The organism is Herminiimonas sp. Marseille-P9896 (assembly GCF_903993245.1).
Classification (GTDB): domain Bacteria; phylum Pseudomonadota; class Gammaproteobacteria; order Burkholderiales; family Burkholderiaceae_D; genus Oxalicibacterium; species Oxalicibacterium contaminans.
The window spans coordinates 593,031-615,449 of sequence record NZ_CAJEVT010000002.1 but is presented as its reverse complement, the minus strand read 5'-3'; the positions used below and the strand labels follow the sequence as shown (position 1 = coordinate 615,449).

At 53.4% G+C, this 22,419-nt stretch carries 23 protein-coding genes, 1 tRNA gene and 1 pseudogene; 1 reads left to right on the top strand and 24 read right to left on the bottom strand.

Going from position 1 to position 22,419, the window contains the following annotated elements; all coding sequences use genetic code 11:
- Positions 1-9: 9 nt before the first annotated feature.
- The 22 genes and pseudogenes from motD to flhD all read right to left on the bottom strand — a co-directional run bounded on the left by motD (position 10) and on the right by flhD (position 20,582).
- Positions 10-792: a flagellar motor protein MotD gene (motD, locus tag H7U06_RS08405; RefSeq protein WP_175625686.1), complete on the bottom strand. Its 783-nt coding sequence runs from the start codon at positions 790-792 to the stop codon at positions 10-12.
- A gap of 36 nt (positions 793-828) precedes the next feature.
- Complete coding sequence (locus H7U06_RS08400) at positions 829-1,569, bottom strand: flagellar motor protein (RefSeq protein WP_175625685.1); 741 nt, start codon at positions 1,567-1,569, stop codon at positions 829-831.
- Complete coding sequence (locus H7U06_RS08395; protein ID WP_175625684.1) at positions 1,551-2,282, bottom strand: RNA polymerase sigma factor FliA; 732 nt, start codon at positions 2,280-2,282, stop codon at positions 1,551-1,553. Before H7U06_RS08395 ends, H7U06_RS08400 begins: the two co-directional genes overlap by 19 nt.
- A gap of 7 nt (positions 2,283-2,289) precedes the next feature.
- Positions 2,290-3,108: an antiactivator of flagellar biosynthesis FleN protein gene (locus tag H7U06_RS08390; RefSeq protein WP_175625683.1), complete on the bottom strand. Its 819-nt coding sequence runs from the start codon at positions 3,106-3,108 to the stop codon at positions 2,290-2,292.
- Complete coding sequence (gene flhF, locus H7U06_RS08385; RefSeq protein WP_175625682.1) at positions 3,101-4,375, bottom strand: flagellar biosynthesis protein FlhF; 1,275 nt, start codon at positions 4,373-4,375, stop codon at positions 3,101-3,103. Before flhF ends, H7U06_RS08390 begins: the two co-directional genes overlap by 8 nt.
- Positions 4,372-6,456, bottom strand: coding sequence for a flagellar biosynthesis protein FlhA (flhA, locus tag H7U06_RS08380; protein WP_175625681.1), 2,085 nt, complete (start codon positions 6,454-6,456; stop codon positions 4,372-4,374). The genes flhF and flhA overlap by 4 nt, the downstream gene beginning before the upstream one ends.
- Positions 6,453-7,625: a flagellar biosynthesis protein FlhB gene (gene flhB, locus H7U06_RS08375; RefSeq protein ID WP_175625680.1), complete on the bottom strand. Its 1,173-nt coding sequence runs from the start codon at positions 7,623-7,625 to the stop codon at positions 6,453-6,455. The genes flhA and flhB overlap by 4 nt, the downstream gene beginning before the upstream one ends.
- A gap of 154 nt (positions 7,626-7,779) precedes the next feature.
- A complete protein-coding gene (locus tag H7U06_RS08370) occupies positions 7,780-8,988 on the bottom strand; it encodes an EAL and HDOD domain-containing protein (protein WP_175625679.1) in 1,209 nt (402 codons plus the stop codon).
- 61 nt (positions 8,989-9,049) lie between these two features.
- Positions 9,050-9,682 carry a protein phosphatase CheZ gene (gene cheZ, locus H7U06_RS08365; RefSeq protein ID WP_254873209.1) on the bottom strand — a complete coding sequence of 211 codons (633 nt, stop codon included), beginning with the start codon at positions 9,680-9,682 and terminating at the stop codon, positions 9,050-9,052.
- Positions 9,683-9,707: 25 nt separating this feature from the next.
- Positions 9,708-10,106 (bottom strand): chemotaxis response regulator CheY, encoded by a 399-nt coding sequence (gene cheY, locus H7U06_RS08360; RefSeq protein WP_012079943.1) that lies wholly within the window; start codon positions 10,104-10,106, stop codon positions 9,708-9,710.
- Between the two features lie 150 nt (positions 10,107-10,256).
- Positions 10,257-11,333 carry a chemotaxis response regulator protein-glutamate methylesterase gene (locus H7U06_RS08355; RefSeq protein WP_175625677.1) on the bottom strand — a complete coding sequence of 359 codons (1,077 nt, stop codon included), beginning with the start codon at positions 11,331-11,333 and terminating at the stop codon, positions 10,257-10,259.
- Positions 11,334-11,392: 59 nt separating this feature from the next.
- Positions 11,393-12,004 carry a chemoreceptor glutamine deamidase CheD gene (cheD, locus tag H7U06_RS08350; protein ID WP_175625676.1) on the bottom strand — a complete coding sequence of 204 codons (612 nt, stop codon included), beginning with the start codon at positions 12,002-12,004 and terminating at the stop codon, positions 11,393-11,395.
- A gap of 6 nt (positions 12,005-12,010) precedes the next feature.
- Positions 12,011-12,889, bottom strand: a complete 879-nt coding sequence (locus H7U06_RS08345; RefSeq protein ID WP_175625675.1) for a CheR family methyltransferase — start codon at positions 12,887-12,889, stop codon at positions 12,011-12,013.
- 127 nt (positions 12,890-13,016) lie between these two features.
- Complete coding sequence (locus tag H7U06_RS08340) at positions 13,017-13,508, bottom strand: chemotaxis protein CheW (protein WP_012079947.1); 492 nt, start codon at positions 13,506-13,508, stop codon at positions 13,017-13,019.
- A gap of 14 nt (positions 13,509-13,522) precedes the next feature.
- Positions 13,523-15,655 carry a chemotaxis protein CheA gene (gene cheA / locus H7U06_RS08335; protein WP_175625674.1) on the bottom strand — a complete coding sequence of 711 codons (2,133 nt, stop codon included), beginning with the start codon at positions 15,653-15,655 and terminating at the stop codon, positions 13,523-13,525.
- Between the two features lie 52 nt (positions 15,656-15,707).
- A complete protein-coding gene (locus H7U06_RS08330) occupies positions 15,708-16,073 on the bottom strand; it encodes a response regulator (protein WP_124573868.1) in 366 nt (121 codons plus the stop codon).
- 61 nt (positions 16,074-16,134) lie between these two features.
- Positions 16,135-16,677, bottom strand: a complete 543-nt coding sequence (locus H7U06_RS08325; RefSeq protein WP_175625673.1) for a chemotaxis protein — start codon at positions 16,675-16,677, stop codon at positions 16,135-16,137.
- Between the two features lie 39 nt (positions 16,678-16,716).
- Positions 16,717-17,703 (bottom strand): flagellar motor protein MotB, encoded by a 987-nt coding sequence (gene motB / locus H7U06_RS08320; protein ID WP_175625672.1) that lies wholly within the window; start codon positions 17,701-17,703, stop codon positions 16,717-16,719.
- Positions 17,704-17,757: 54 nt separating this feature from the next.
- The gene (motA, locus tag H7U06_RS08315; RefSeq protein WP_175625671.1) at positions 17,758-18,618 is read right to left on the bottom strand and encodes a flagellar motor stator protein MotA; all 861 of its coding nucleotides are present in this window, start codon (positions 18,616-18,618) and stop codon (positions 17,758-17,760) included.
- Between the two features lie 212 nt (positions 18,619-18,830).
- Positions 18,831-19,631 (bottom strand): trans-aconitate 2-methyltransferase, encoded by an 801-nt coding sequence (locus tag H7U06_RS08310; RefSeq protein ID WP_175625670.1) that lies wholly within the window; start codon positions 19,629-19,631, stop codon positions 18,831-18,833.
- Between the two features lie 32 nt (positions 19,632-19,663).
- Complete coding sequence (gene flhC, locus H7U06_RS08305) at positions 19,664-20,209, bottom strand: flagellar transcriptional regulator FlhC (protein ID WP_175625669.1); 546 nt, start codon at positions 20,207-20,209, stop codon at positions 19,664-19,666.
- Positions 20,210-20,260: 51 nt separating this feature from the next.
- Positions 20,261-20,582 (bottom strand): annotated as a pseudogene (gene flhD / locus H7U06_RS08300) (flagellar transcriptional regulator FlhD).
- A gap of 699 nt (positions 20,583-21,281) precedes the next feature.
- On the opposite strand from flhD, the gene H7U06_RS08295 reads away from it, so the two are divergent.
- Entirely contained in the window at positions 21,282-21,488 is a 207-nt protein-coding gene (locus tag H7U06_RS08295) for a hypothetical protein (protein ID WP_124573863.1), read from the top strand.
- Between the two features lie 146 nt (positions 21,489-21,634).
- Here H7U06_RS08295 and H7U06_RS08290 read toward each other — a convergent pair whose 3' ends face one another.
- Entirely contained in the window at positions 21,635-22,153 is a 519-nt protein-coding gene (locus tag H7U06_RS08290) for a hypothetical protein (RefSeq protein WP_254873176.1), read from the bottom strand.
- An 83-nt stretch (positions 22,154-22,236) separates the two neighbouring features.
- A tRNA-Ser gene (locus H7U06_RS08285) sits at positions 22,237-22,330 on the bottom strand.
- Positions 22,331-22,419: the final 89 nt, after the last annotated feature.

Here is a 22,419-nt window from a genome sequence, read left to right as displayed (position 1 = left end):
CGGCAGTCCTTAATCTTCTGCCGTCACCGGCACTTCAGTCACCACATCAGGCATGCCCGAGAGGATCATCAGTTGCACGCGGCGATTGCGCAAGCGCCCTTCTGTCGTGTCATTGCTATCGACAGGAAGGTTGGCACCGTGGCCCATGGCGACCAGGCGTTTTTCGGCAACGCCGCTTGCGAGGAACAAGCGCACCACGCTGCTGGCGCGTACCGCAGAGAGTTCCCAGTTGGACGGGAACATCGTGTTGTTGATAGGCGTGTTGTCGGTGTGGCCTTCGACCTGAATGTCGTTGTCGACATCTTTCAAGACCTGAGCCACCGCGCGCAATGCAGCTTCCGATTGCGCATTCAGCTTTGCTTCGCCCGGCGCAAACAGCACGCTCGCATTAATCTCAACACTGACGCCGCGATTGGTTTGCGTGACACGTACCTTACCCTGGCTGACCAATGGAGCCATCGCCTTGAGGATGTCGCGAGCGATGCTGGTCATGCGCGCTTTTTCGCGTTTGACGACTGCTTCATTCGCGCGTTGCGCAGGCGATGGTATCGGCAGTGGCAGGATCGGAGTGTTTTGGCTGACCGGGTCCTTGATGGTTTCGGTCTTCGCAGCGACACCACCGAAGGCGATGCCGAGTGAACTGGAGAGAATGCGGTACTTGCCTTCGTTGACGGATGAAATCGCGTACATGACGACGAAGAAGGCGAACAGGAGCGTGATGAAGTCGGCGTAGGACACCAGCCAACGTTCATGGTTTTCATGCTCTTCTTCGTATTTTCTTCTACGTGCCATGGTGGATCTATCTGCCTACGCTGTGGGCGGGCCAACTTACATCGTATAGACGTTCATCCGCTCTTCGATCAAGCGCGGATTGTCACCTGCTGCAATACCGGCAAACGCATCTGCCAGCATTTCACGTTTGAAGATGTCCCTGCTGACCAATGCCTTGAGTTTGCTCGAGATAGGCAGGAAGACCAGGTTGGCGAAACCCACGCCATAGATAGTCGCTACAAAAGCCACGGCGATGCCGCTACCGAGACGACTAGGATCAGACAGGTTTTCCATCACATGGATCAAACCGAGGACTGCACCCAGGATACCGATGGTCGGCGCATAGCCGCCCGCCGCTTCCCAGATTTTGATGGCCAGGCGTTGACGCGTTTCGTATGCACCTATTTCCAGGTCCAGCACGTCGCGCAATTTGGTCGGATCTACACCGTCGACGATAAGGCGCAAGCCGTGTGCGATGAATGGATCTTTGACGTCCTTGATGACGCGTTCCAGGCTGAGTAAACCTTCACGGCGGGCGATGACGCTCCATGCGGTGATGTCCTTGATCAGACCCGGATAATTGTCGTCCTTCGGCATGAAGACCTGACCGGCCATTTTTACGCCCTGCACAAAGTTGCGCCAACCACTTTGCAACAGGACCGCGCCGACTGTGCCAACGATGACGATGATGAAGGCTGCAGGTTGTACCAGCGAGCCTAAAGCACCGCCTTCGAGCAATTGCCCGAGAAGGATGCCGCCCAGCGCCAGTGCAATACCAACTAAGCTACCCCAGTCCACGCTTTCTCCCTTAAGTTCGCACGCATCCTGGCGATAGCCTGACTATGCAATTGCGATACGCGTGATTCGGTGACTCCCATGACGGCGCCAATTTCCTTCAAGTTCATTTCCTGCTCGTAGTACAAACCCATGAGGATTTTTTCACGTTCCGGCAGCGCCTGGATCGCTTCGATCACGGCAGCACGGAAGCCGGTGTTCATCAGATTCTGCAGTGGATCCGGCGACTCATCGGTGCAATAACGATCGAGGAAGTGTTCGTTATCCTCGGTATCGTGGAAATCTTCGTAGTAGACCAGTTGGTGGCCACCGCCATCACTAAGCAAGTCCTGATAGTCTGCCAGTGACAACTTGAGCTGTTTCGCTACTTCACTTTCATTCGGTGCACGTCCGAGGCGTTGCTGCAAGGTGTTCATTGCCACCTCGATCTTGCGCATGTTCTGGCGCATGCTGCGTGGCATCCAGTCACTGCTACGCAATTCGTCCAGCATGGCACCACGTATGCGCTGCACTGCATAGGTTTCAAACTGTGCGCCGTGCGTTTCTTCATAACGGCTGACTGCATCAAGCAGGCCTATCATGCCGGCCTGTATCAAATCATCGACTTCTACGCTAGGCGGCAGCTTGGCTTTCATCTGGTGCGCCAGCTTTTTAACGAGCGGCGCATGCTCAGTTACCAGATGATTTTTGTCCGATTTTCCGGCCGCGGTATACATGTGTGAATCAGGCTCCAAACTTGGCGCTATGAGCGGACAAGGTAAAACGTTCAGCCAGGCCACGGAACGCAACTGATGCGCCTGCCAGCGGGAAAGCATCGATGACGGCGCGTCCCAGGCGTGCAGCACGTGTCATATGATCGTCCTGCGGTACAAAACCAACGGAATGTAATTGCAAGGCCAGGTAACGACTGGCTGCTTGCGCCATGTTTTGATAAACGACGGCAGCTTCCTGTGCATCGGCACCGGTTACCAGGATGCCGAATGGACGGCGCCCCAATTGCGCGTTTAATCGTTTTATCAGTGCGTATGCTTTCTTGATGGAGGCCGCACCCGGCGTCACCTGCACGATGATTTCACCATTGCCCATCGCCGGAATAGCAAAGTTGTCGTTCATATCCAGTTCAGCATCGACCATCAGTACATCGGATTGCGCCGCCAGGACACCAAAGGCGTTCGACAAACGGCGTTGCTGATGTTGATCGCTGCCATTCGCTGCACGCAAGGAACCACGTGTCAGCGAAGCCAGGCCAAAGCCCTGCGGCATCGCATGTACAACCTGGTTCAGCGCACGCTCCTGGCGCGCCACATCCAGCAGCGTGGCCTGCAACTCTGCGCCCATGCGATGGCTGATGCCGTCGTTGGAACTGCAAGCGTCGAGCAGCACGACATCACTACCGCTTAAAGCCAGCGAGGCGCTCAGATTGACCAGCATCGCGCTTTTATCGGCGGCCGAAGCTGCAGATAAAAATGTAAAAATGCGCGGCTTCGGTCCTGCGAGCATACGCCGCAAACCTTCTGCCTGATCACATTCGAAACTAGCCAAGAATCACCTCACGCAAACTCTTATCGTTCATTGCACGGACGGTATTTGCCATGACAGCTGGTATCTCCGCATCACCCAATTGGAATGGCGCTGTTTCGCGCTTGAGTTTAAATGCCCGGTCTACCAGATACTGTTGGTTCGCGACGTGCAGGTCTTCCGGCACGCGTTGTCCGTTCGCGACGTAGTATAAGTTCAATTTCTGTCTAATGACTACATCTAGTGCACTGCCAATGGTTGCAGCTTCGTCCAGTTTGGTCAATATGCAACCCGCGAGGCCATCACCCATGTAGGAACGCACTACTTCATTCAGTGTTTCACCGGTCGAAGTCGCGTTCAGGCACAGCAGGCGCTTGACCTGGTCACCGGCACCGGCCAGCATGGCGATCTGGTCCGCCACCATCTGGTCGCGCTGGCTAACACCCACAGTGTCGATCAGCACGGTATGTTTGCCTTTGAGCTCATCCAGCGCGATGCGCAGGTCAGCTTCATCCTTGACCGAGTGCACCATGACGCCGAGGATTTTGCCGTAGATGCGCAGTTGTTCGTAGCCGCCGATACGGTAACCGTCAGTCGTAATCAGAGCCAGCTTGCTTGGGCCATGACGCATGACGCAACGCGCAGCCAGTTTTGCTGTGGTTGTTGTTTTACCGACACCGGTAGGACCTACCAGCGCATAGACGCCGCCTTTTTCCAGGATTTCGTTTTCATCACCTATGGTGGTCAGGTTGCGGGTCAGGATGGATTTGATCCAGTCCATGCCGCTTTGATTGCTGGCACCGGCAGGCAGGCGAGCGATCAGGTAACGCGCCAGGCTGGCACTGAAACCGGCCGCCAGCATTTCTCGCAATACCGTCGATTTGACCGGTTCACGTTTTTGCGGATCGTTCCATGCGAGTTCGGACAGCTGGATTTCCAGCATGCCGCGCATGGAGCGGATTTCGCTCATCATATTATTCAGTTCAGCCGAGCTGATTTCAACACGGTCGGATGCCGCGCCTGTATCTGCTGCATTCGAGGTCAAAGCCAGCGGAGCTGCTTGCGCAGGTTTGTGATGCGGTACCAGCGAAGCCAGTGTGGTTTCGGAAATGGCAGCGCGCTCAACCATAGGTTCTGCCAGCGAGGCCATATCCTCACCGGCCAGCGCCAGGATCTCGACGCCGCCATCGATGGCGCGATTCGAGAGAATGACCGCATCAGGTCCGAGTGCTTCGCGCACCAGACTCCATGCGCCGCGTGACGTGCTTGCCGTAAATTTCCTGACGTTCATACCTGACCTCCAACTAAGCTAGTTACTCTGATTGTTTTTGAATCCGGGACTTCTGCATGCGACAGCACTTTGAGCTGCGGCAAGGCACGGCGCAGGAAGCGCGCCAGCAATGCGCGCAATTGCGCTGGCACCAGCAGTACCGGTGTTAATCCTAAAGATTCCTGTTGGCGCGTCGCGGCTTCAGCCTGCGCAGCTATCGTGTCGGCCAGGCCTGGCTCGATACCGGCACCGTCTGCACCGCTACCCTGCAAGGCTTGGGTCAACAGACGTTCGAGGCGGTTATCCAGTGTCATCACCGACAATTCATTGGTGGACGGGAACAGCTGCTGCACGATGGCGCGTCCCAGCGCTACACGTACCAGAGCAGTCAGTTCGTTGACGTCCTGGATGTAGGCTGCGTGTTCGGTCATGGTTTCGATGATGGTGTGCATATCGCGGATATGGACACCTTCGATCAGGAGGTTTTGCAGGACCTTTTGCAAGGTCGACAGCGGGATCAGCTTGGGTACCAGGTCTTCCACCAATTTAGGCGATTCCTTGGTCAGGTGATCCAGCAATTGCTGTACTTCCTGACGCCCCAGCAATTCAGCTGCGTGCGTAGTGATCAAATGATTCAGGTGGGTCGCTACCACGGTACCGGCATCCACCACGGTGTAGCCCATGCCTTGTGCCTGCTCACGCATGCTCGAATCAATCCAGGTAGCTGGCAGACCAAAGGCAGGATCGCTGGTGGTTGGTCCTGGCAAGGTGCCACTGACCATGCCCGGATTGATCGCGAGGAATTGACCGGCAAGCGCTTCACCACTACCCACCTCCACGCCTTTGAGCGTGATGCGATACGCAGATGGTTTCAATTCCAGGTTGTCGCGGATATGTACTGGTGGCGACAGGAAGCCGACTTCCTGCGCGAATTTTTTTCGTATGCCCTTGATACGGCGCAGCAGCTCACCGCTTTGCGATTTATCGACCAATGGAATCAGGCGATAGCCGACTTCCAGGCCCAGCGTATCGACTTGCACAATGTCTTGCCAGGTCGCCTCTTCCACTTCCGGTGCTGGTGGTGGTGCGGTAACTTCCGGTTCAACTTCCGGTGCTTTCAGGTTGCGTTGCGAGATCAGATAAGCCGCACCTGCCATCAGGCTGGCCAGGAACAGGAAGGATACGTGCGGCATGCCAGGGATCAAGCCCATGCCGCCGATGATGGCAGCGGTGATGTACAGCACTTGTGGACGTGCAAACAATTGGCCGATCAGCTGACCGCCAATGTCTTGCTCACTGGCGACGCGAGATACCACGATACCGGCAGCGGTAGAAATAATCAGCGAAGGAATCTGTGCGACCAGGCCGTCACCGATAGCCAGCAGGGTGTAGTTTTCCAGCGCAGAGGAGAAGCCCATATCGTGCTGCACCATACCGACCACCAGACCACCAACCACGTTGATGACGGTAACGATAATGCCGGCGATCGCATCACCACGCACGTATTTACTTGCACCGTCCATCGCGCCGTAGAATTCGGCTTCCTGGGCCACCTGGGTACGACGCAGGCGTGCATCCTGCTCACCGATCAGACCGGCGTTCAGGTCGGCGTCAATCGCCATTTGTTTACCCGGCATCGCATCCAGGGCAAAACGGGCACCCACCTCAGCGATACGGCCTGCACCTTTGGTAACGACCGTAAAGTTAATGATGGTCAGGATCACGAAGACCACGATACCGACTGTGTAGTTACCACCGATCAGGAAGTGGCCGAAAGCCTCAATCACTTTACCTGCTGCATCCGGACCGTTATGTCCTTCCGTCAGCACGACACGGGTCGACGCGACGTTCAGCGACAGGCGCAGCATGGTGCTCACCAGCAGCACGGTCGGGAACACCATGAAGTCCAGTGGCTTGACCGTGTACAAGGCAGTCAGCAGCACGATGATGGACAGCGCAATATTGAAGCTGAAGAAGATGTCCAGCACGATCGCCGGCAGCGGCAGCACCATCATCGACAACATCATGATGATGATCAGCGGTGCTGCGACAGCACGCGATCCTTGGCCGGTCATCCAGGCGGGTAATTTCAGGCTATTCATTGTGGCAGGCCATTCGAATCTGCATCAGCTGCAGAGGGATTAAGTGGGTCCATCTCTGGCGGTACATCGAGATCGCCCGGTTTGACCGGACGCGCACCGCCGTGTTTGCTATACGCACGCAACTGGAATACATAGGCCAGTACTTCAGCCACTGCGATATACAAAGCTTCAGGAATTTCGTCACCGAGCTCAGCGTGGCGGAACAGCGCACGTGCCAGTGGCGGCGCTTCCAGCAGCACGACGTTGTTTTCCATCGCGAGCTCACGGATCTTGGCCGCGACTTCATCCGCACCCTTGGCAACCACGCGTGGTGCGCGCATGCCGTTTTCGGAATATTTAAGTGCGACCGCATAGTGCGTCGGGTTAGTCACGACCACGTCTGCGGTCGGTACTTCGGACATCATGCGGCGGCGGGCCATTTCACGCTGTTGCTGACGGATCTTCGCTTTGATTTCCGGATTACCTTCAGACTCCTTGGATTCCTGGCGTACATCCTGGCGCGACATCATCAGTTTCTTCGCGTGTTGCCACATTTGGTAAGGCGCATCGATCGCAGCCACGATCACCAGACCGGCTGCAATAAAAATGAAGCTGAACACCAGCAGGTGTCCCAAATGTTCGGTACCGCTTTTCAGTGGCTCTACGCTCAGCGCCATAACAGCGTCGAATTCATGGCGCATCACCATCCATGCGATCCAGCCGATCAGGATGGTTTTGGCGATGGCCTTGCCCAACTCAACAGCTGCGCGGCTGGAGACCATATTGCCGAGACCCTTGATCGGGTTCATACGGCCGAAATTCGGTTGCAGGGCTTTACCACTGAACAGCCAGCCGCCGATCAGCGCAGGCGACACCAGTGCCACCACGATCAGGATCAGCGCAGCCGGGGCAAAAGCAATCAGCAAATCGATGATGCTGGCAGCAGCATGTGCCAGCAGCAGTTCCATGTCGAAAGCCATTTCACGGTCGAAAGACAGTCCGGACGCGAGCATCTTGTTCAGCTCACCGACCATGCGACCACCCAGGATCCAGAAAGCAGCGCCCGCGCCGAGCAACAGCGTACAAGTCGCCAGCTCGCGCGAACGCGGCACGTCGCCCTGCTCCCGCGCCTGTTCCAGCTTGCGCGGTGACGCGGGTTCCGTCTTTTCGAGATCACTTTCTTCAGCCAAAGCCGACTCCTGAGGTGCTTCCGATAGCGTTCAACACGACGCTATACGGACCTATGAGTAGATTATTGGCCAGAACGCCCCGGACTAATCGGGGGAATAGGGTGGGAAAGGTGCCGCTTTTCAGTCATGCAAAGCGGGGAAATGGCGGGAAAAACTAAATCTTGAGCGCCTGGGCCCACAACAATGCGGCCAAATGGGCTTCATTGACCTGACGCGCACTGATGAACAGCGATTCAGCCAGTGCTGCAATATTGCCATTATTCAGCTCACAAGCCTCAGCCAGAGCCAAAAACGGGCCGTACATGCCATCACGCGTCAACAAAGCTTGGGCGACTGGTTCAGCCAGCTGGATTTTAGCCAGGACCTCTTCCATAGGCATACCCAGCAAACGGTCCAGCAAGGAAAACATGCCGACCACGAACAGGTTCTCGGCTTCGTTTTTCGGCAGGATGCCCTGCCCGGCCAATTCCGCAAAGCGGCCGCGCACGATGGCGGTCTGCATCAGCACCGCCGCATGGCTATCGGTACTGGCCGTTGCCAGCAGCAGCGACAACCAGCGATACAGCGGCGAGTAACCCAGCATGGTCACTGCATGGCGCAGCGACTGGATTTCGGCACCGAGGCCGAAACCGACGCTATTGATGTAACGGAAGAGCTTGTAGGACAGCGCAGCATCGCGTTTCAGGACTTCTTCCAGTTCGCGAATGTCAGCGTTTTGGCGCAACATCTCCATCAATTGAATGATGATGATCTGCGCTGAATTCAAACCTTTTTTCTCGGCATGCGCACGCGGTGTCAGGTACAAATTACCTATAAACGCATGCAACCCCTGCAAGGCACAGACATCGTATTCCTGCCACGATGCCAGCTTGCGCACGACCGCCTTGACGGTCCCGGACTGCAAGGCGGCTATTGGTATCGCCGCGCCTTGTTCATGACTAAGCCGCCCTTCGACATGGCTGACGACTTGCAGCAAGGGATTGCCTGGCTTGAGCGCATCTGCACCACGCAGGGAAATGCCGTAGCCCAGCTGTCGCAATGCGGTGGCGGCCTTCAGTGTTTCAGGATCGGCCAGGTCAGCACCGGTCAAGCGGAATACCGTGTTCCTGGCCGGTAGCTTGCGCACCACATTCGTCGCGATCAGGGCTGGCGTCGCTTCCAGGAACAGCAAGCTGCCATTCAGCTGACTGGCAGCCTCTGCGCCCTGCAATTGCGCGGCAACCACATCCACCAGCTCCAGCAAGTCGTCGTCGCTGGCCATACCACTGCCCCGCTCGCCACCAAACCAGGACAATTCATAGCCCAGCACTTGTTGCGTGGCGTTGAGCATAGGCTCACGTACGATGAATTTCAATTCAGACATGGGAACTCAGGGATAGGGACTGCACAGTGACCGAAGTCGGCATGGATGGCCTGGGTGAAAATCAAAAACCCAGGCTTTCGAGCAAGTCATCAACCTGCTCTTGTCCTGCCACTACGTCATGACCAGTAGGATTGATTTGCGGGCCATTCAACAAGCCACTATCAACTTCTTTCTTTTTCTCGGCTGGCGCGTAATCGACCAGCAATTGCAGCAGTTGCTGCTCCAGGCCGTGTGCCAGCTCGGTGACCTTTTTGATGACCTGGCCGGTCAGGTCCTGGAAGTCCTGCGCCATCATGATGTTCATCAAATGCTGGCGTGTTTCCGTGGTCGCTACCTGCGTCGCATTCAGATGTGCGATCGTTTGTTCGGCCAGCACCTTGAATTTTTCTTCCGAGTAGCCGCCCTGCAAGGCTTGCTGCCATTGCGTCGACATCGCCGCCGCGTCAGACTGCACCTGCTCCTGCAAAGGGCCGGCAGCTTCGGTTGCGTTCAGTACGCGTTGCGCTGCCTGCTCGGTCATGCGTGCTACATAATCGAGGCGATCACGCGCATCCGGAATGTCATGCGATGCGCGTTCTACCAATTGATCGAACCCCAGGCCGCGCAGGCTTTCGTGCAAGGCACGCGTCATGTGACCGACGCGCGACAGCACTTCATCGTGCGGTATGCCCGCTTCGCTTACTGCATCCACCATCTGTACAGATGCGTTGGCAGTCAATTCAGGCTCCTGCAGCGGCCAGTTTTTCGAAAATCTTTGCCAGTTTTTCATCCAGCGTCGCGGCAGTGAACGGCTTGACGACGTAACCGTTGGCACCTGCTTGTGCGGCTGCAATGATGTTTTCTTTCTTCGCTTCAGCGGTCACCATCAACACTGGCAACTTCGACAATGCCGGATCAGCACGGATGTGCTGCAGCATGGTCAAGCCGTCCATATTAGGCATATTCCAGTCGGACACGACGAAGTCGAATTGCTCACTACGCAACTTGGCAAGTGCCATCGCACCATCTTCAGCCTCATCGACATTCGTGTAGCCCAGTTCTTTCAAGAGATTACGAACAATGCGACGCATCGTTGAAAAATCATCAACAACTAAAAATTTGGTGTTTGGGCCTGCCATGAATTACTCCATTAAATCTCTATACGTTCATCGATCCGGCAAAGAATCGAACATGGTGTACTACATCCGCTTTTTTGCGCTCGTACTATTATGCACTGAGGATACATAAATTTTGCGAGAAATCCGATAGCACTTGTCGTAAATCAACACTTAGACGCGCAAGGCACGACTGCTGTGTGCGGCAAGGTAGCCCAGGACCATGCCTGGCAAGGCTTGCAAGGGACCGACTTCGTGGGTTGCACCAACGGCAATTGCTTCGCGCGGCATGCCGAATACTACGCAAGAAGCTTCGTCCTGCGCAAAGTTATATGCACCTACGTTTTTCATCTCGAGCATACCGAGTGCACCGTCTTTACCCATACCTGTAAGAATTACACCGACAGCATTCTTGCCCGCGTGCACCGCTGCAGAATGGAACAGCACATCAACCGATGGACGATGACGATTGACCGGTGGTCCCTGATCGAGTTGTGTCATGTAATTGGCACCACTACGCACCAGTTGCAAATGTGAATGACCAGGTGCGAGATAAGCGTGTCCCGGCAATACACGTTCGCCACCTTCGGACTCTTTCACACTGATCTTGCACAAGCTGTCGAGCCGCTGTGCGAACGATTTGGTAAAGCCTGGCGGCATGTGTTGCGTGATCAAAATGCCCGGGCAATCGGATGGCATTTGCATCAGGAAATCCTTGATCGCCTCGGTACCACCAGTCGATGCGCCGATGATGATCAGCTTCTCACTACTGGTCAGCGGGTTGCGTATCATCGGCAACGCCTCGCCTGCGGCCTTGTTCGCATCATGCGGCGTGATCTGGCGCGACTTGATGCGTGCCTTCGAAGCAGTACGGATTTTGTCTGATATCAATTCGGTATATTCGAGCATGCCGCTTTGGATAGACATCTTCGGTTTGGTGACAAAGTCCACCGCGCCCAGCTCCAGCGCACGCAAAGTAATATCCGAACCGCGTTCCGTCAGCGATGACACCATCACCACCGGCATAGGACGCAGACGCATGAGTTTTTCCAGGAAGTCGAGGCCATCCATGCGCGGCATCTCGACGTCCAGTGTTAATACATCCGGATTGGTTTGTTTGATCAAATCACGGGCGACGATGGGATCCGGTGCAACGCCGACGACTTCCATGTCCGGCTGGCTGTTGATGATCTCTTTCATGACGCTGCGTATCAGCGCTGAATCATCGACGATCAATACTTTAATTTTCATGAGGCTACCCTGGCAAAACGTTTTCGTTTTTATTCTATTGATGGATATTTTTATTTGCGTCAGGAAAAGAGCTCTACATCTCCGCTGACTGCGCCTGATTGCAGACGGTTGGCGTAATCCTGCTCGCGATTAGCCAATGTGTTGTTGTTCAGTTGTCTGAGTTTCTTGACCAACACTTTGCCGTTGCGCGGAAAAAAATAAACCTTGCGCGGATGGACGTCATTCAGGTCTTCCGCCACGATGCGTATGTTCTCCACTTTCAGGAAATTACGCACGAACTGGGCATTGCGTTCACCGACATTAATCGAAGTAAAACCGCTCAGGACATTACCGCCGCCAAACACTTTGGCTTCCAGGTTTTCCCGGCGCGCGCCTGCTTTCAGCAAATCATTGATCAGGATTTCCATCGCATACGTGCCATAGCGCGCCGATGCCGAAATCGGGCTATCCGCATCACCGCCGCCATCCGGCAACATGAAGTGGTTCATGCCGCCTACACCGGTCACGCGATCGCGTATACAAGCCGAGACACAAGACCCAAGCACGGTGACAATCAGCATGTCCTTGCCGGTGTAGTAATACTCACCCGGCAAGATCTTGGCTGCGTCGCGGTCGAAGGTCCGGTCGTAATAGACGTTCGTGGCGAAATGCTCTTTGGTCAGTTCATTCATGGATTCTTATGCCCGACGTGGTTGCGACAAGCCCGCCTTTTTGTTGGGTTCCAACTCGTAAACCGTTTTTCCGCGCAACTTGAATGCATCGGTGACATACAGGAAGTTTTCCGAATGGCCGGCAAACAGCAAACCGTCCGGCTTCATCAGCGGCGCGAAGCGATCCAGTATCTTGCCTTGTGTCGGTTTATCGAAATAGATCATCACATTGCGGCAAAAGATTGCATCAAACTGACCGGAAATACCCCAGTTGCTCTCCAGCAGATTGACCTGTTTAAAGGTAATCAGCTGACGCAATTCAGGACGCACGCGCACCATGCCTTCACGTGCACCTTTGCCGCGCAGGAAAAAGCGCTTGGCGCGCTCAGGTGCCATCTTGTCCAGACGATCTATCGAGTAGACACCGTTGGCACCTGTGTTCAATACATTGGTATCGATATCGGTCGCAATTATGCGCACCGGTGGCGTCAGCGTATTGAACGCTTCGCACGCAGTCATCGCTATCGAATATGGCTCTTCTCCGGTAGATGCGGCCGAACACCAGATCTCGATAGGCTCCTTGATTTTCTTGATATGGTCGGCCAATATCGGGAAGTGATGCGCTTCACGGAAGAACGAGGTCAGATTAGTGGTCAACGCATTGGTAAATGCTTCCCACTCTTCATCGCTGCCGCCCTGCTCCAGCTGATCCAGATAACTGACAAAAGAACCTATGCCGGTCGCACGCAAACGGCGCGCGAGTCGGCTGTAAACCATCTCCTGTTTACTCTCGGCCAGTGCAATGCCAGCCTTCTTATGTATCAAGGCACGGACACGTTCGAAATCACGTGCGGTGAATTCGAACTCTTTAGATCCTTCTGCCCTACCTTGAGTAGTCGTTTTCATACTGCAGATTCCCCTTTCGCCTGCTGCATATCCCTCTGTCGGATATGCGTATAGCCAAAAACTTACACGCGACTGTTTGCGTAGCCTGATGCTGCTCGCCCACTCGGCAATCTTTTATACGCCAGCTTTAAGCTGCGATTTTTTCGATCAAACCCATTTCGCTGCTGGACATCAATTTATCGATATCCACCAGGATCAGCATGCGCTCATCCAGGGTACCCAAGCCAATCAGGTAATCGGTATTGAAAGCCGTACCCATTTCCGGTGCCGGTTTGATTTGCTCAGGTGACAAAGTGATCACGTCAGATACGCTGTCGACCACCATACCGACGACACGGCCGCCGATGTTCAGGATGATCACAACCGTAAATTGATCGTAGGTCGGTTCACCCAGGTTGAACTTGATACGCATGTCAACGATAGGCACGATGATGCCGCGCAGGTTGACCACGCCTTTGACGAACTCAGGCGCGTTGGCGATGCGGGTAACGGCTTCGTAACCACGAATCTCCTGTACTTTCAGGATATCGATGCCGTACTCTTCCTTGCCCAGGGTGAAGGCGAGGAATTCATTGCCGTTTTCTGCACCGGTCGTATTGTTTTGGATATTGTGAATCATGCTGATTCTCCTCTTCAGGAATAAATGGATTCGTCGTTTAACTGACGGCTTGAACGCAGTAAGGCTGCTACATCGATAATCAGCGCGACTCCGCCGTCACCGAGAATTGTGGCTCCCGATATTCCAGCCACCTTACGATAATTCGATTCAAGATTTTTGACTACAACTTGTTGTTGGCCGACCAAATCGTCGACAAACAATGCGGCTTTTTTGCCTTCCGACTCCAGGATAACAACGATGCCTTCCGACGGATCGACAAAGCGTGGCTCTATGCTGAAAATCTTATATAGCGGGATCAATGGCAAATAGTCACCACGCACCTTGATGACCTGCCCCTGTCCGCTGATCTCTTTAATATCTGCCAACTCCGGCTGCAGCGACTCCACCACATAGCCGAGCGGCAGGATGTAAATCTCATCGCCGACTTTGATCGACATACCATCCAGGATAGCCAGTGTTAACGGCAAGGAAATCAGGATGGTGGTGCCATAACCTTTGCTGGAACGTATATCTACCGAACCACCCATCGCGGTGATATTTCGTTTCACCACATCCATGCCTACGCCACGGCCGGACACATCAGTCACTGCTTCCGCAGTCGAGAAGCCTGGTGCAAAAATCAATTGCCAGACTTCTTCATCCGGCAAATCATCGGATACAGGCAAACCTTGTTGCTTGGCTTTGGCCAGGATACGGTCGCGGTTCAAACCACCGCCATCGTCGCTGACTTCAATAATGATGTTACCGCCCTGATGTCCAGCCGACAAAGACAATTGACCCGACGCAGATTTGCCTGCTGCCAGTCGTGCCTCCGGCATTTCGATACCGTGGTCTATGCTGTTACGTACCAGGTGGGTCAACGGGTCGACTATGCGTTCGATTAGACCTTTATCCAGTTCGGTCGCCGCACCATGGGTGACGAACTCCACTTTCTTGCCCAGCTTGGAGGCCAGGTCGCGCACCATGCGCGGAAAGCGTGAGAACACATAATCCATAGGCATCATGCGGATAGACATCACCGCTTCCTGCAGGTCACGTGTATTACGAGTCAATTGCGAGACGCTATTGAGCAGGCGTTCGTGTTGCATAGGATCGAGCGCGCCGGTGCGCTGTTCTATCATCGCTTGCGTGATAACCAGTTCGCCGACCAGGTTAATCAGTTGATCAACTTTTTCTATACCGACGCGTATCGATGAAGATTCTGCGCTGACATTCGTCTTGTCAACATCACGCTTGGCTGCCGGTTTCTTGTCTGTCGCAGCGGCGTGTACTTCCTCTATCGCCAGTGCATGCGCTTTTTCTTCATCCTGCTCAGATGCGTCCTTGCTGTTCGCATCAGGCAACGGCAATGGAACAAACGGCGCAAAGAAACCATAGCCTTGCGCGTTTTCGGCGATAGTCGAGTGCAGCGGCTCGAAGAAACCGTAGCCCTGCTCTTCTTCATTGCGGCTGCGATCATCTATCGATTGATGCACACCTTTGATGACGGCTTCTTCAGTGATTTTTAAATCTTGCGGATCGAGGATGAAGGAACAGATTGCGATTATGTCGTCCACGCCTTCTTGCGTACTCAGCGTAAACACTGCGCGTTGATCCGGCAGCACGTCGCGCTGTATCTCACCCAGCAAGCCCAGTTCGGCGGCCAGCGCATCCACGTCGCGCGCTGAAGTTTGCGGTAATTCGATGCGGAAGCGCCTATCGCCGGAAACATCGCCGGGTGTCGCAGCAACGGCTGGCGCAGCTTGCGGTGGCTGAGCTTCGTCCTGCGACAAGGACTCAAGCAGGATGCGCACATCCGCAACCGCATCCAGGTCCACTGGTGTATGCAGGCGGTGGCCATCCAGTTGCATCTTGAGCACGTCTTTCGCCGACAGGAAGGCATCGACGTGCTCGGCCATCAGCGCCATCTCACCTTTGCGAATTCTATCCAGCAAGGTTTCCAGCACGTGCGTGACTTCGGTCAGATCCGTAATGCCAAATGTGGCAGCGCCGCCCTTGATCGAGTGCGCCGCGCGAAAAATCGCATTCAAGTCTTCTTCATCAGGAGCCGATACGTCCACCGCCAGCAGCAGTTTTTCCATCTCGGCCAGGAGTTCTTCCGTTTCATCGAAAAATACCTGGAAGAACTGACTCATATCGATGGTCATCGTTCTGCTCCGTTATCTGTGCGCTTGATGATGTTGCAACTCATGATATGTATTAACCAATCACTTTTTTCACGACTTCAGTCAGTCGTTGCGGATCGAAAGGTTTGACCAGCCAGCCGTTGGCACCAGCCGCACGACCTTTGGCTTTCATTTCATCACTGGACTCAGTCGTCAGGACCAGGATTGGTGTTTTTTGATAAGTCGACAGCGCCCGCAATGCACGGATCAGCGAAAAGCCATCCATGCGCGGCATGTTTTGATCGGTCAGTACCAGATCAAACACCTGCGTCTTCGCTTTATCCAGACCATCTTGTCCATCAACTGCTTCCGTCACCTGATAGCCGGCCGCCCTCAAACTGAAGACCACCATTTGTCGCAGTGAACCCGAATCATCGACTGCCAATATTGTCTTTGCCATCTTTACCCCTGCCCATTTTTGTTTCAGGCCTGTACGCCCGGTTATCTAAATTTAAATCCGTTTAAAACAGTTCGACGTCGCCGCTTTCCATATGCGTCTGACGCACTGCTTTCCACAATTCATTCTCGAGATTGATGCTTTGTGTTTTCAGGCTGGCATTCGCCTGTTCCAGCAAATTCTGCAACTGGTTCTGATCCGCCTCGCCCGGTATCGCCGCACTATGTGTACCCAGCACTTCCAGTACATCGCGCACCCCGACCAGTCTCTGCATCGCACGACCTATCAGTTGATTCGTCATATCCTGGAACTGCAAACCCGTGACCGCGGAATTCACGTGCTGATCGATCTGTGCTGCCTTGGTCTTGAGCTCGCCCACCGCCGCGGCGGGCGCCTGCGCCAGCAGCGCATCAACCATCTGCTGCTGCGCACTCACCGCTTCGTGGATAGCCATGAAACTGGCACTCAGTTTTTCTATCGCTTCACTCAACAAGATATTGGTTTGCACCAGATCTGTTTCGATTTCCGACAGATGCTGACTTCCGTGTTCAGACAAGCCCGTTAATAGTTTCTTTATTTCCAGCGCCAACGAATTTTTTATTGTCATGGGAGCACCCGCTCATTTCGTTTACTTACAGCACTTTGCTTATCTTGCAATTGGGGCTACCGGAGCTGCTGGTGCAACTGGGGCTGGCTTCACTTGCTGCGCATTCACCGCATTCTCGACGACTTCCTGCGCACTCTCCTTGTCACTTACATCAACTTTTCTGTTTTCCTGGGTGATCGAATCTTCCGCTTTTTTGTTCAGCACGATGATGCTGATACGACGATTGACCGGATTAAGCGGATCAGCGGTATCGAACAACACGGCAGAAGACAAACCGACGACCCGCAACATTTTGTTTTCCGCCATACCACCAGCAACCAGCTCACGGCGCGAAGCATTGGCACGATCGGAAGACAGCTCCCAGTTGCTATAGCTTTTTTCACCACTCGAATACGGGGTCGCGTCGGTATGGCCGGACAGGCTGATACGGTTCGGAATATCGTTCAGGATCTTGGCGATTTCGTGCAGGATGACTTTGGTATACGGCTGCAACTCGGCACGTGCCAATGCAAACATCGGACGGTTTTTTTCATCCACGATCTGGATGCGCAAACCTTCGGTCGTGATATCGATCAACAACTGATTTTTGAATTGCTGCAAGCCGGGAATGGTATCGATCGCTTTTTCGATACGTTCTTTCAAAGCCTTGAGGCGGTTGACTTCCTGGCGTTCCAGTTCTGCTTCTGCCGCTTTCAAATTGAAATTTTTGGCTGGCGTCAGGTCTTCACCTTTTTTCTGCTGACCATCGATGCGGGTCATGTCCTTGCCACCACCCTTGATCACGCTCGAGCTGTCGCCACTACCGGAACCGCCAGCCATCGCCACTTTCAAAGGGGTGCTGAAGAAGTCAGCGATCCCTTGCAGATCGCCTTTGGTGGTCGAGCCCAGCAACCACATCAATAAGAAGAAAGCCATCATCGCCGTGACGAAATCGGCGTAGGCGATTTTCCAGGCGCCGCCGTGATGGCCGCCCCCGGATTTTTTGATACGTTTGATGATGATGGGACGGAGTCCTTCGTCAGCCATGCCAGTCTCCGTTAGATTACTTTTTTACTTGCGACGCAAAGTTAATAAATGGGTTTATTTTGTTTTCGACTGTCTGATGTGCTCTTCCATCTCGCTGAAGGAAGGACGCTCAGTCGAGAACAGGACCTTACGGCCGAATTCAACTGCCAGTGCAGGTGCGTAACCATTCAGGCTGGCCAGCAAAGTCACTTTCACACATTGGAAAATCTTCGAAGATTCATGCAGCTTCTGTTCCAGCAAGCTCGACAAAGGAGTCACGAAACCGTAAGACAGCAAAATACCGAGGAAGGTACCAACCAGCGCGTGTGCGATCAGCATACCCAGTTCGGCCGGTGGCAAGCCCACCGACTCCATCGTATGCACCACCCCCATCACCGCGGCCACGATACCGAACGCAGGCAAGCCGTCACCGACTTTAGCCACGCAATGCACCGGCACTTCACCTTCGGCGTGATGGGTTTCAATCTCGTTATCCATCAGGTTTTCGATCTGGAATGCATCCATATTGCCCGACACCATGAGGCGCAGGTAATCGGTCATGAATTCGATGGTGTGGTGATCAGCCAGTACAGTCGGATACTTGGCGAAGATTGCGCTTTCTTCCGGCGACTCGATATCACCTTCGATCGACATCAAACCTTCTTTGCGGACCTTGGTCAGGATTTCGAATAAAAGCGTCATCAGCTCCATATACAAACTCTTTGTATATTTGGAACCTTTAAAAACGCTAGGCAAAGCCTTCAGTGTCGCCTTGATTGCCTTGCCGTTGTTACCAACGAAGAAGGCACCAACCGCAGCGCCGCCGATCATGAGCAACTCAAGGGGTTGAAACAAAGCGGCCAAATGACCACCAGCCAGAGCGAAGCCGCCAAAGACCGATAGGACGACAACCAGATATCCAATGATGACTAACAAGTGCGCTCGCTCCGTTTTTCTTAGGTTTAGGCTGCCATTATTGCCTTAACAGTTGCATACGCGCAACCAAGATGACAGCCCACCTGTTGTATATAGGGGTGGTATTGACCGCTCAAGCGCTCATATGCTTTCAACGGCGTGAATTGTTGGAACTTGAGCGATTATCGGGGAGGAATCACTGAAATAAAGCTGAGAGATGCGCTCAGATTTGCTCAGATACGCCAGCCGTAAAGCTGGACGCCACTTGCGTCGGGGGACAGCACGATATCGGGCGTGGTCCCGGGGATGATGAACTCATAACTAAGCAGCAAAGTACCGCTGCGCATTTCTGCCTTGGCCTTGCGCCACAGATTCGGCATGGCTGCCGGTGACAGATAAGCAAACACCACATCGTAGTCCGCAAAATTCAGGCGACCGTAGTCGCCGCGCTCAAAGCGCGCACCACTGGCACCGAAGCGCGCACGCAGACTGCTGATCAGCCACGGCAAGGGCGCGATCTCAATACCGACGAAACGACTTTCCGGTCGACGTCGCGCCAGACTCATCACCAGGCCGCCGAGACCACTGCCTATATCTATAAAGCTGATTTTTTGTTCAGGCGGCAGCACACCTTCGACCGCCTGCCATGTGGACAGGCGTGACGGGTAATACGGGACCTGGGTACGGAAGGTGCTCCAGTAGAGGAATAGCAGGACCAGGAAAGCAGCCAGAAAGATAAACGGCGACCATTGCAGGCTTAGAGTCAGCAACAGTACCGGCAAAAACAGCAGTTGGATTAACAACCACCACGGTGCGAGCCCGCGCCACCACGACAAACCAGCAGCGACCACGCCTTGCAGACAAGCCGCAACCAACACATTCATGGACCAGCCGAAAACTGCCGCCAGGCTATACGCCAGCAGCAGTACGATAAAAAAGGAGGAGATTTGAAACAGAAGGGCTTGCACTGCCGGTATCTGGAATACCGTCCTTGGAGGCGCCGACTTTGCGCCGGAGCGCCCCACTTTCTTCACACAGACACTCTTTCAATAATAAGACTATCCGTTCAGGCGGCCAGCAGACTGTCTGCCTTGGCACGTTTGGTTTTACCTGCCCGGGATGGCATATGGCACAGGCCACAGGTGTAATTTGCATTCAAATCGAGGCGATGCACGACGAAATTGCCGCCGCATTCGCTGCAACATGCAGTTGCCAGCATTTTGCTGTCGAAGAATCGTACCAGAGTCCAGGCGCGCGTCAATGACAAAACTGGCTCACCATCCGCACCCAGCTCAACCTGCTCCAGGTAAAGCTTGTACGCTTTCATCACAGCCTGGATGCCAGAGATCTGTGCATGTTCGATCAGGTATTTATGGATGCCCATAAACAATGAGGAATGTATATTCGGCTGCCAGGTAATAAACCAGTCGGTCGAAAATGGCAACATCCCTTTCGGCGGCGATACGCCACGCAATTCTTTATACAGCTTCAGCAAGCGTTCGCGCGACAGCGTGGTTTCCGATTCCAGCAATTGCAGACGTGCACCCAAATTAATGAGTTCGATTGCAAGCTGAATTTCTTGTGCTTCTGTCACTACACTTTTCTTGGCCATTTTTTCGCTCGCTTCTGAAGAATTACAACAATACGGTCGGCAACAGCTTAATTAAGCGATTTGCTCAACAGCTTGTCCCGCCATCAGGATGGCTGCATGCGAATGCGCAAGCGAGCGAGCGATCTTTGTTGTAATTGGTCAGCATGCCGAGTATGGCGCCGTCGTCGAAACGGAAGCGGGCCAGCATCATATTGGCACCAGCGAGTTTGAGGATCTGGGCATTGTTCATGCCTTCGATCAGGTCAGCGATCTCATTGCTGATTCCGAGGCGGAAGATTGCAGTTGCCTTGTCGGAACGAATCATTTGTTGTGCAAGCATCAAGTAACCCAGGTTGGCGTCACGAATTTCAGCAATGATGTCGTTGTTTGTCATGTTATCCCCTGATCTGTGAATTTCCTGGCGGTAATTTGTAGCCAGTGATTGCATTCTGCAGGGGGAAACTGGGGGCTGGAATAGGCAGGTTTCTGTATTTTTATACAGAGCAGACGACAATAAGCCGGTAGGCGTTTGTCTTACAAACGTCGACCAGCATTCAATACGCACTCACATGAAATGAGGCGGAGAGTGGCTTGCATATTGCATCTGAGCATTTATTCCGCATTCAGATGTTGCTTATAAAAAAGCATGTTTTGAGGCAATTTTTAGTGATTCTGGGGGATACAGAATTTTCCAAAAATCGACTCCAGAGACAAAAAAATGAACTTCTTTTCGCGCTCTTGTCTCTTTAACGGCACGTTTTTTCCAAACTTTAGGGTCAAAACAAAATATTTTTAAAATATTTTTAAAAATATTCAGAACCTAAAATCAGGAAAGAATCCTGCCGTCTGAATTTGATAACGGCCGCGGAAATCAGAACTTTAGGGTTTAAGTGAAAATATTTTGATTTTTTTTCGATTTATTACACTTTACTTATTAAATTAATATCTCAATCACTCAAACTAAGCCTCTTCCCCTGATCTGATCGATACATCATTATCTTTTAGGCAATGAATTGACGGCGATCAGAATGCCACTGGCGCGACTAACAAAATCTGGTATTGTTATCTCACCCTCAACCCAAAGGAGACTCTTATGGATTTGGTAGAAAAATTCGATGCCAAAGGAAAGACCGGTGCCGCTTACCACGTTGAGGTTTATCAAACGCCTATCAGTACGCCCGATCCGGACGAACTGCCAGGTTCCAAAACCTATCAATTGGCAGATGGCCGCGCACTCGACCCGCTATCCGACGCAAAATTCAAAATTGTGCAGACCGGGGAAAAAATTTACAGGGTCTGAGCACGTCGCTGATGAACAGACGTAGTCTCAACCACACGAAGCGCCGAATGGCCACACACTGACCGGTTCGGCAAATAAAAAAGCCCGCATCCAGACGATGCGGGCTTTTTTACATCCAGGCCTGGCGAGTCGCACCCGCCTACCACTCAGAAGTATTGTTCGACGATCTCGCCAAAAGCAGCTTCAGCGGTCATACCCTTCTTCATCAGATTGGTAATGTCCTGCGAATAAGCGCGGATGCCTTCCGGTAGCTTCTGTACGTTGTTCTTGAAGTATTCGTACTTCTGGATATCGATCAGGTCACCCGGACGTGCTGCAGGTGTGCTGCTGCCCCGTACGCTGCGAACTGCACGCGTGGTGGTGGTCACACGCTTGACACCGACGTTGGCTATCGCACTCTCTATTTGCGCCAGTGTCAGCACAGGAGTTGCATTGGCACCGACAAATTCATCTTCGGCCGGATGCAGCAAATGGTTATTGCTGTCGAATGCCATTTTCTTTTCAAAACTATTGATGACCTGGTAGTGCGGCTTTTGTCCCGGCCCGTTCAATGCAAACTGTACGCGATCGCCGTAAGACTTCATCTGCGTTACGACATCCTTCAGGTAATCCGCGGTCAGCGTATCTATCTTTCCATCCCAGCGCTTGCTTCTCTTCGTGTTCAAAATACGTATTCCAGTAAAAGTGACTCTATCCAATTCGAGAAAGAAAAAAAGCCCTTGATTTTCATCAAGGGCTTTCAATTCTTTGGCGGAGACGGTGAGATTCGAACTCACGATACAGGTTTAAGCCCATATGCTTCCTTAGCAGGGAAGTGCCTTCGGCCACTCGGCCACGTCTCCACATTACTTCAGCAACGTCGACAGCCCGTCACCAGAAGGTCCAGCATCATAACTTTTCACGCATGTCTGGTCAACCCAAAACTATGCAT

Bases quoted from the DNA above. Each gene is read 5' to 3' on its own strand.
- H7U06_RS08370 (WP_175625679.1), bottom strand. From the start codon at position 8,988: ATGTCTGAATTGAAATTCATCGTACGTGAGCCTATGCTCAACGCCACG.
- flhA (WP_175625681.1), bottom strand. From the start codon at position 6,456: ATGAATAGCCTGAAATTACCCGCCTGGATGACCGGCCAAGGATCGCGT.
- cheY (WP_012079943.1), bottom strand. From the start codon at position 10,106: ATGGCAGGCCCAAACACCAAATTTTTAGTTGTTGATGATTTTTCAACG.
- H7U06_RS08330 (WP_124573868.1), bottom strand. From the start codon at position 16,073: ATGGCAAAGACAATATTGGCAGTCGATGATTCGGGTTCACTGCGACAA.
- cheD (WP_175625676.1), bottom strand. From the start codon at position 12,004: ATGAATGAACTGACCAAAGAGCATTTCGCCACGAACGTCTATTACGAC.
- H7U06_RS08355 (WP_175625677.1), bottom strand. From the start codon at position 11,333: ATGAAAATTAAAGTATTGATCGTCGATGATTCAGCGCTGATACGCAGC.
- H7U06_RS08345 (WP_175625675.1), bottom strand. From the start codon at position 12,889: ATGAAAACGACTACTCAAGGTAGGGCAGAAGGATCTAAAGAGTTCGAA.
- cheA (WP_175625674.1), bottom strand. From the start codon at position 15,655: ATGACCATCGATATGAGTCAGTTCTTCCAGGTATTTTTCGATGAAACG.
- motD (WP_175625686.1), bottom strand. From the start codon at position 792: ATGGCACGTAGAAGAAAATACGAAGAAGAGCATGAAAACCATGAACGT.
- cheZ (WP_254873209.1), bottom strand. From the start codon at position 9,682: ATGGTGGATGCAGTAAGCGAAGCGGGCATACCGCACGATGAAGTGCTG.
- H7U06_RS08340 (WP_012079947.1), bottom strand. From the start codon at position 13,508: ATGATTCACAATATCCAAAACAATACGACCGGTGCAGAAAACGGCAAT.
- motB (WP_175625672.1), bottom strand. From the start codon at position 17,703: ATGGCTGACGAAGGACTCCGTCCCATCATCATCAAACGTATCAAAAAA.
- H7U06_RS08295 (WP_124573863.1), top strand. From the start codon at position 21,282: ATGGATTTGGTAGAAAAATTCGATGCCAAAGGAAAGACCGGTGCCGCT.
- H7U06_RS08395 (WP_175625684.1), bottom strand. From the start codon at position 2,282: ATGTATACCGCGGCCGGAAAATCGGACAAAAATCATCTGGTAACTGAG.
- H7U06_RS08325 (WP_175625673.1), bottom strand. From the start codon at position 16,677: ATGACAATAAAAAATTCGTTGGCGCTGGAAATAAAGAAACTATTAACG.
- flhC (WP_175625669.1), bottom strand. From the start codon at position 20,209: ATGGCCAAGAAAAGTGTAGTGACAGAAGCACAAGAAATTCAGCTTGCA.
- flhF (WP_175625682.1), bottom strand. From the start codon at position 4,375: ATGAACGTCAGGAAATTTACGGCAAGCACGTCACGCGGCGCATGGAGT.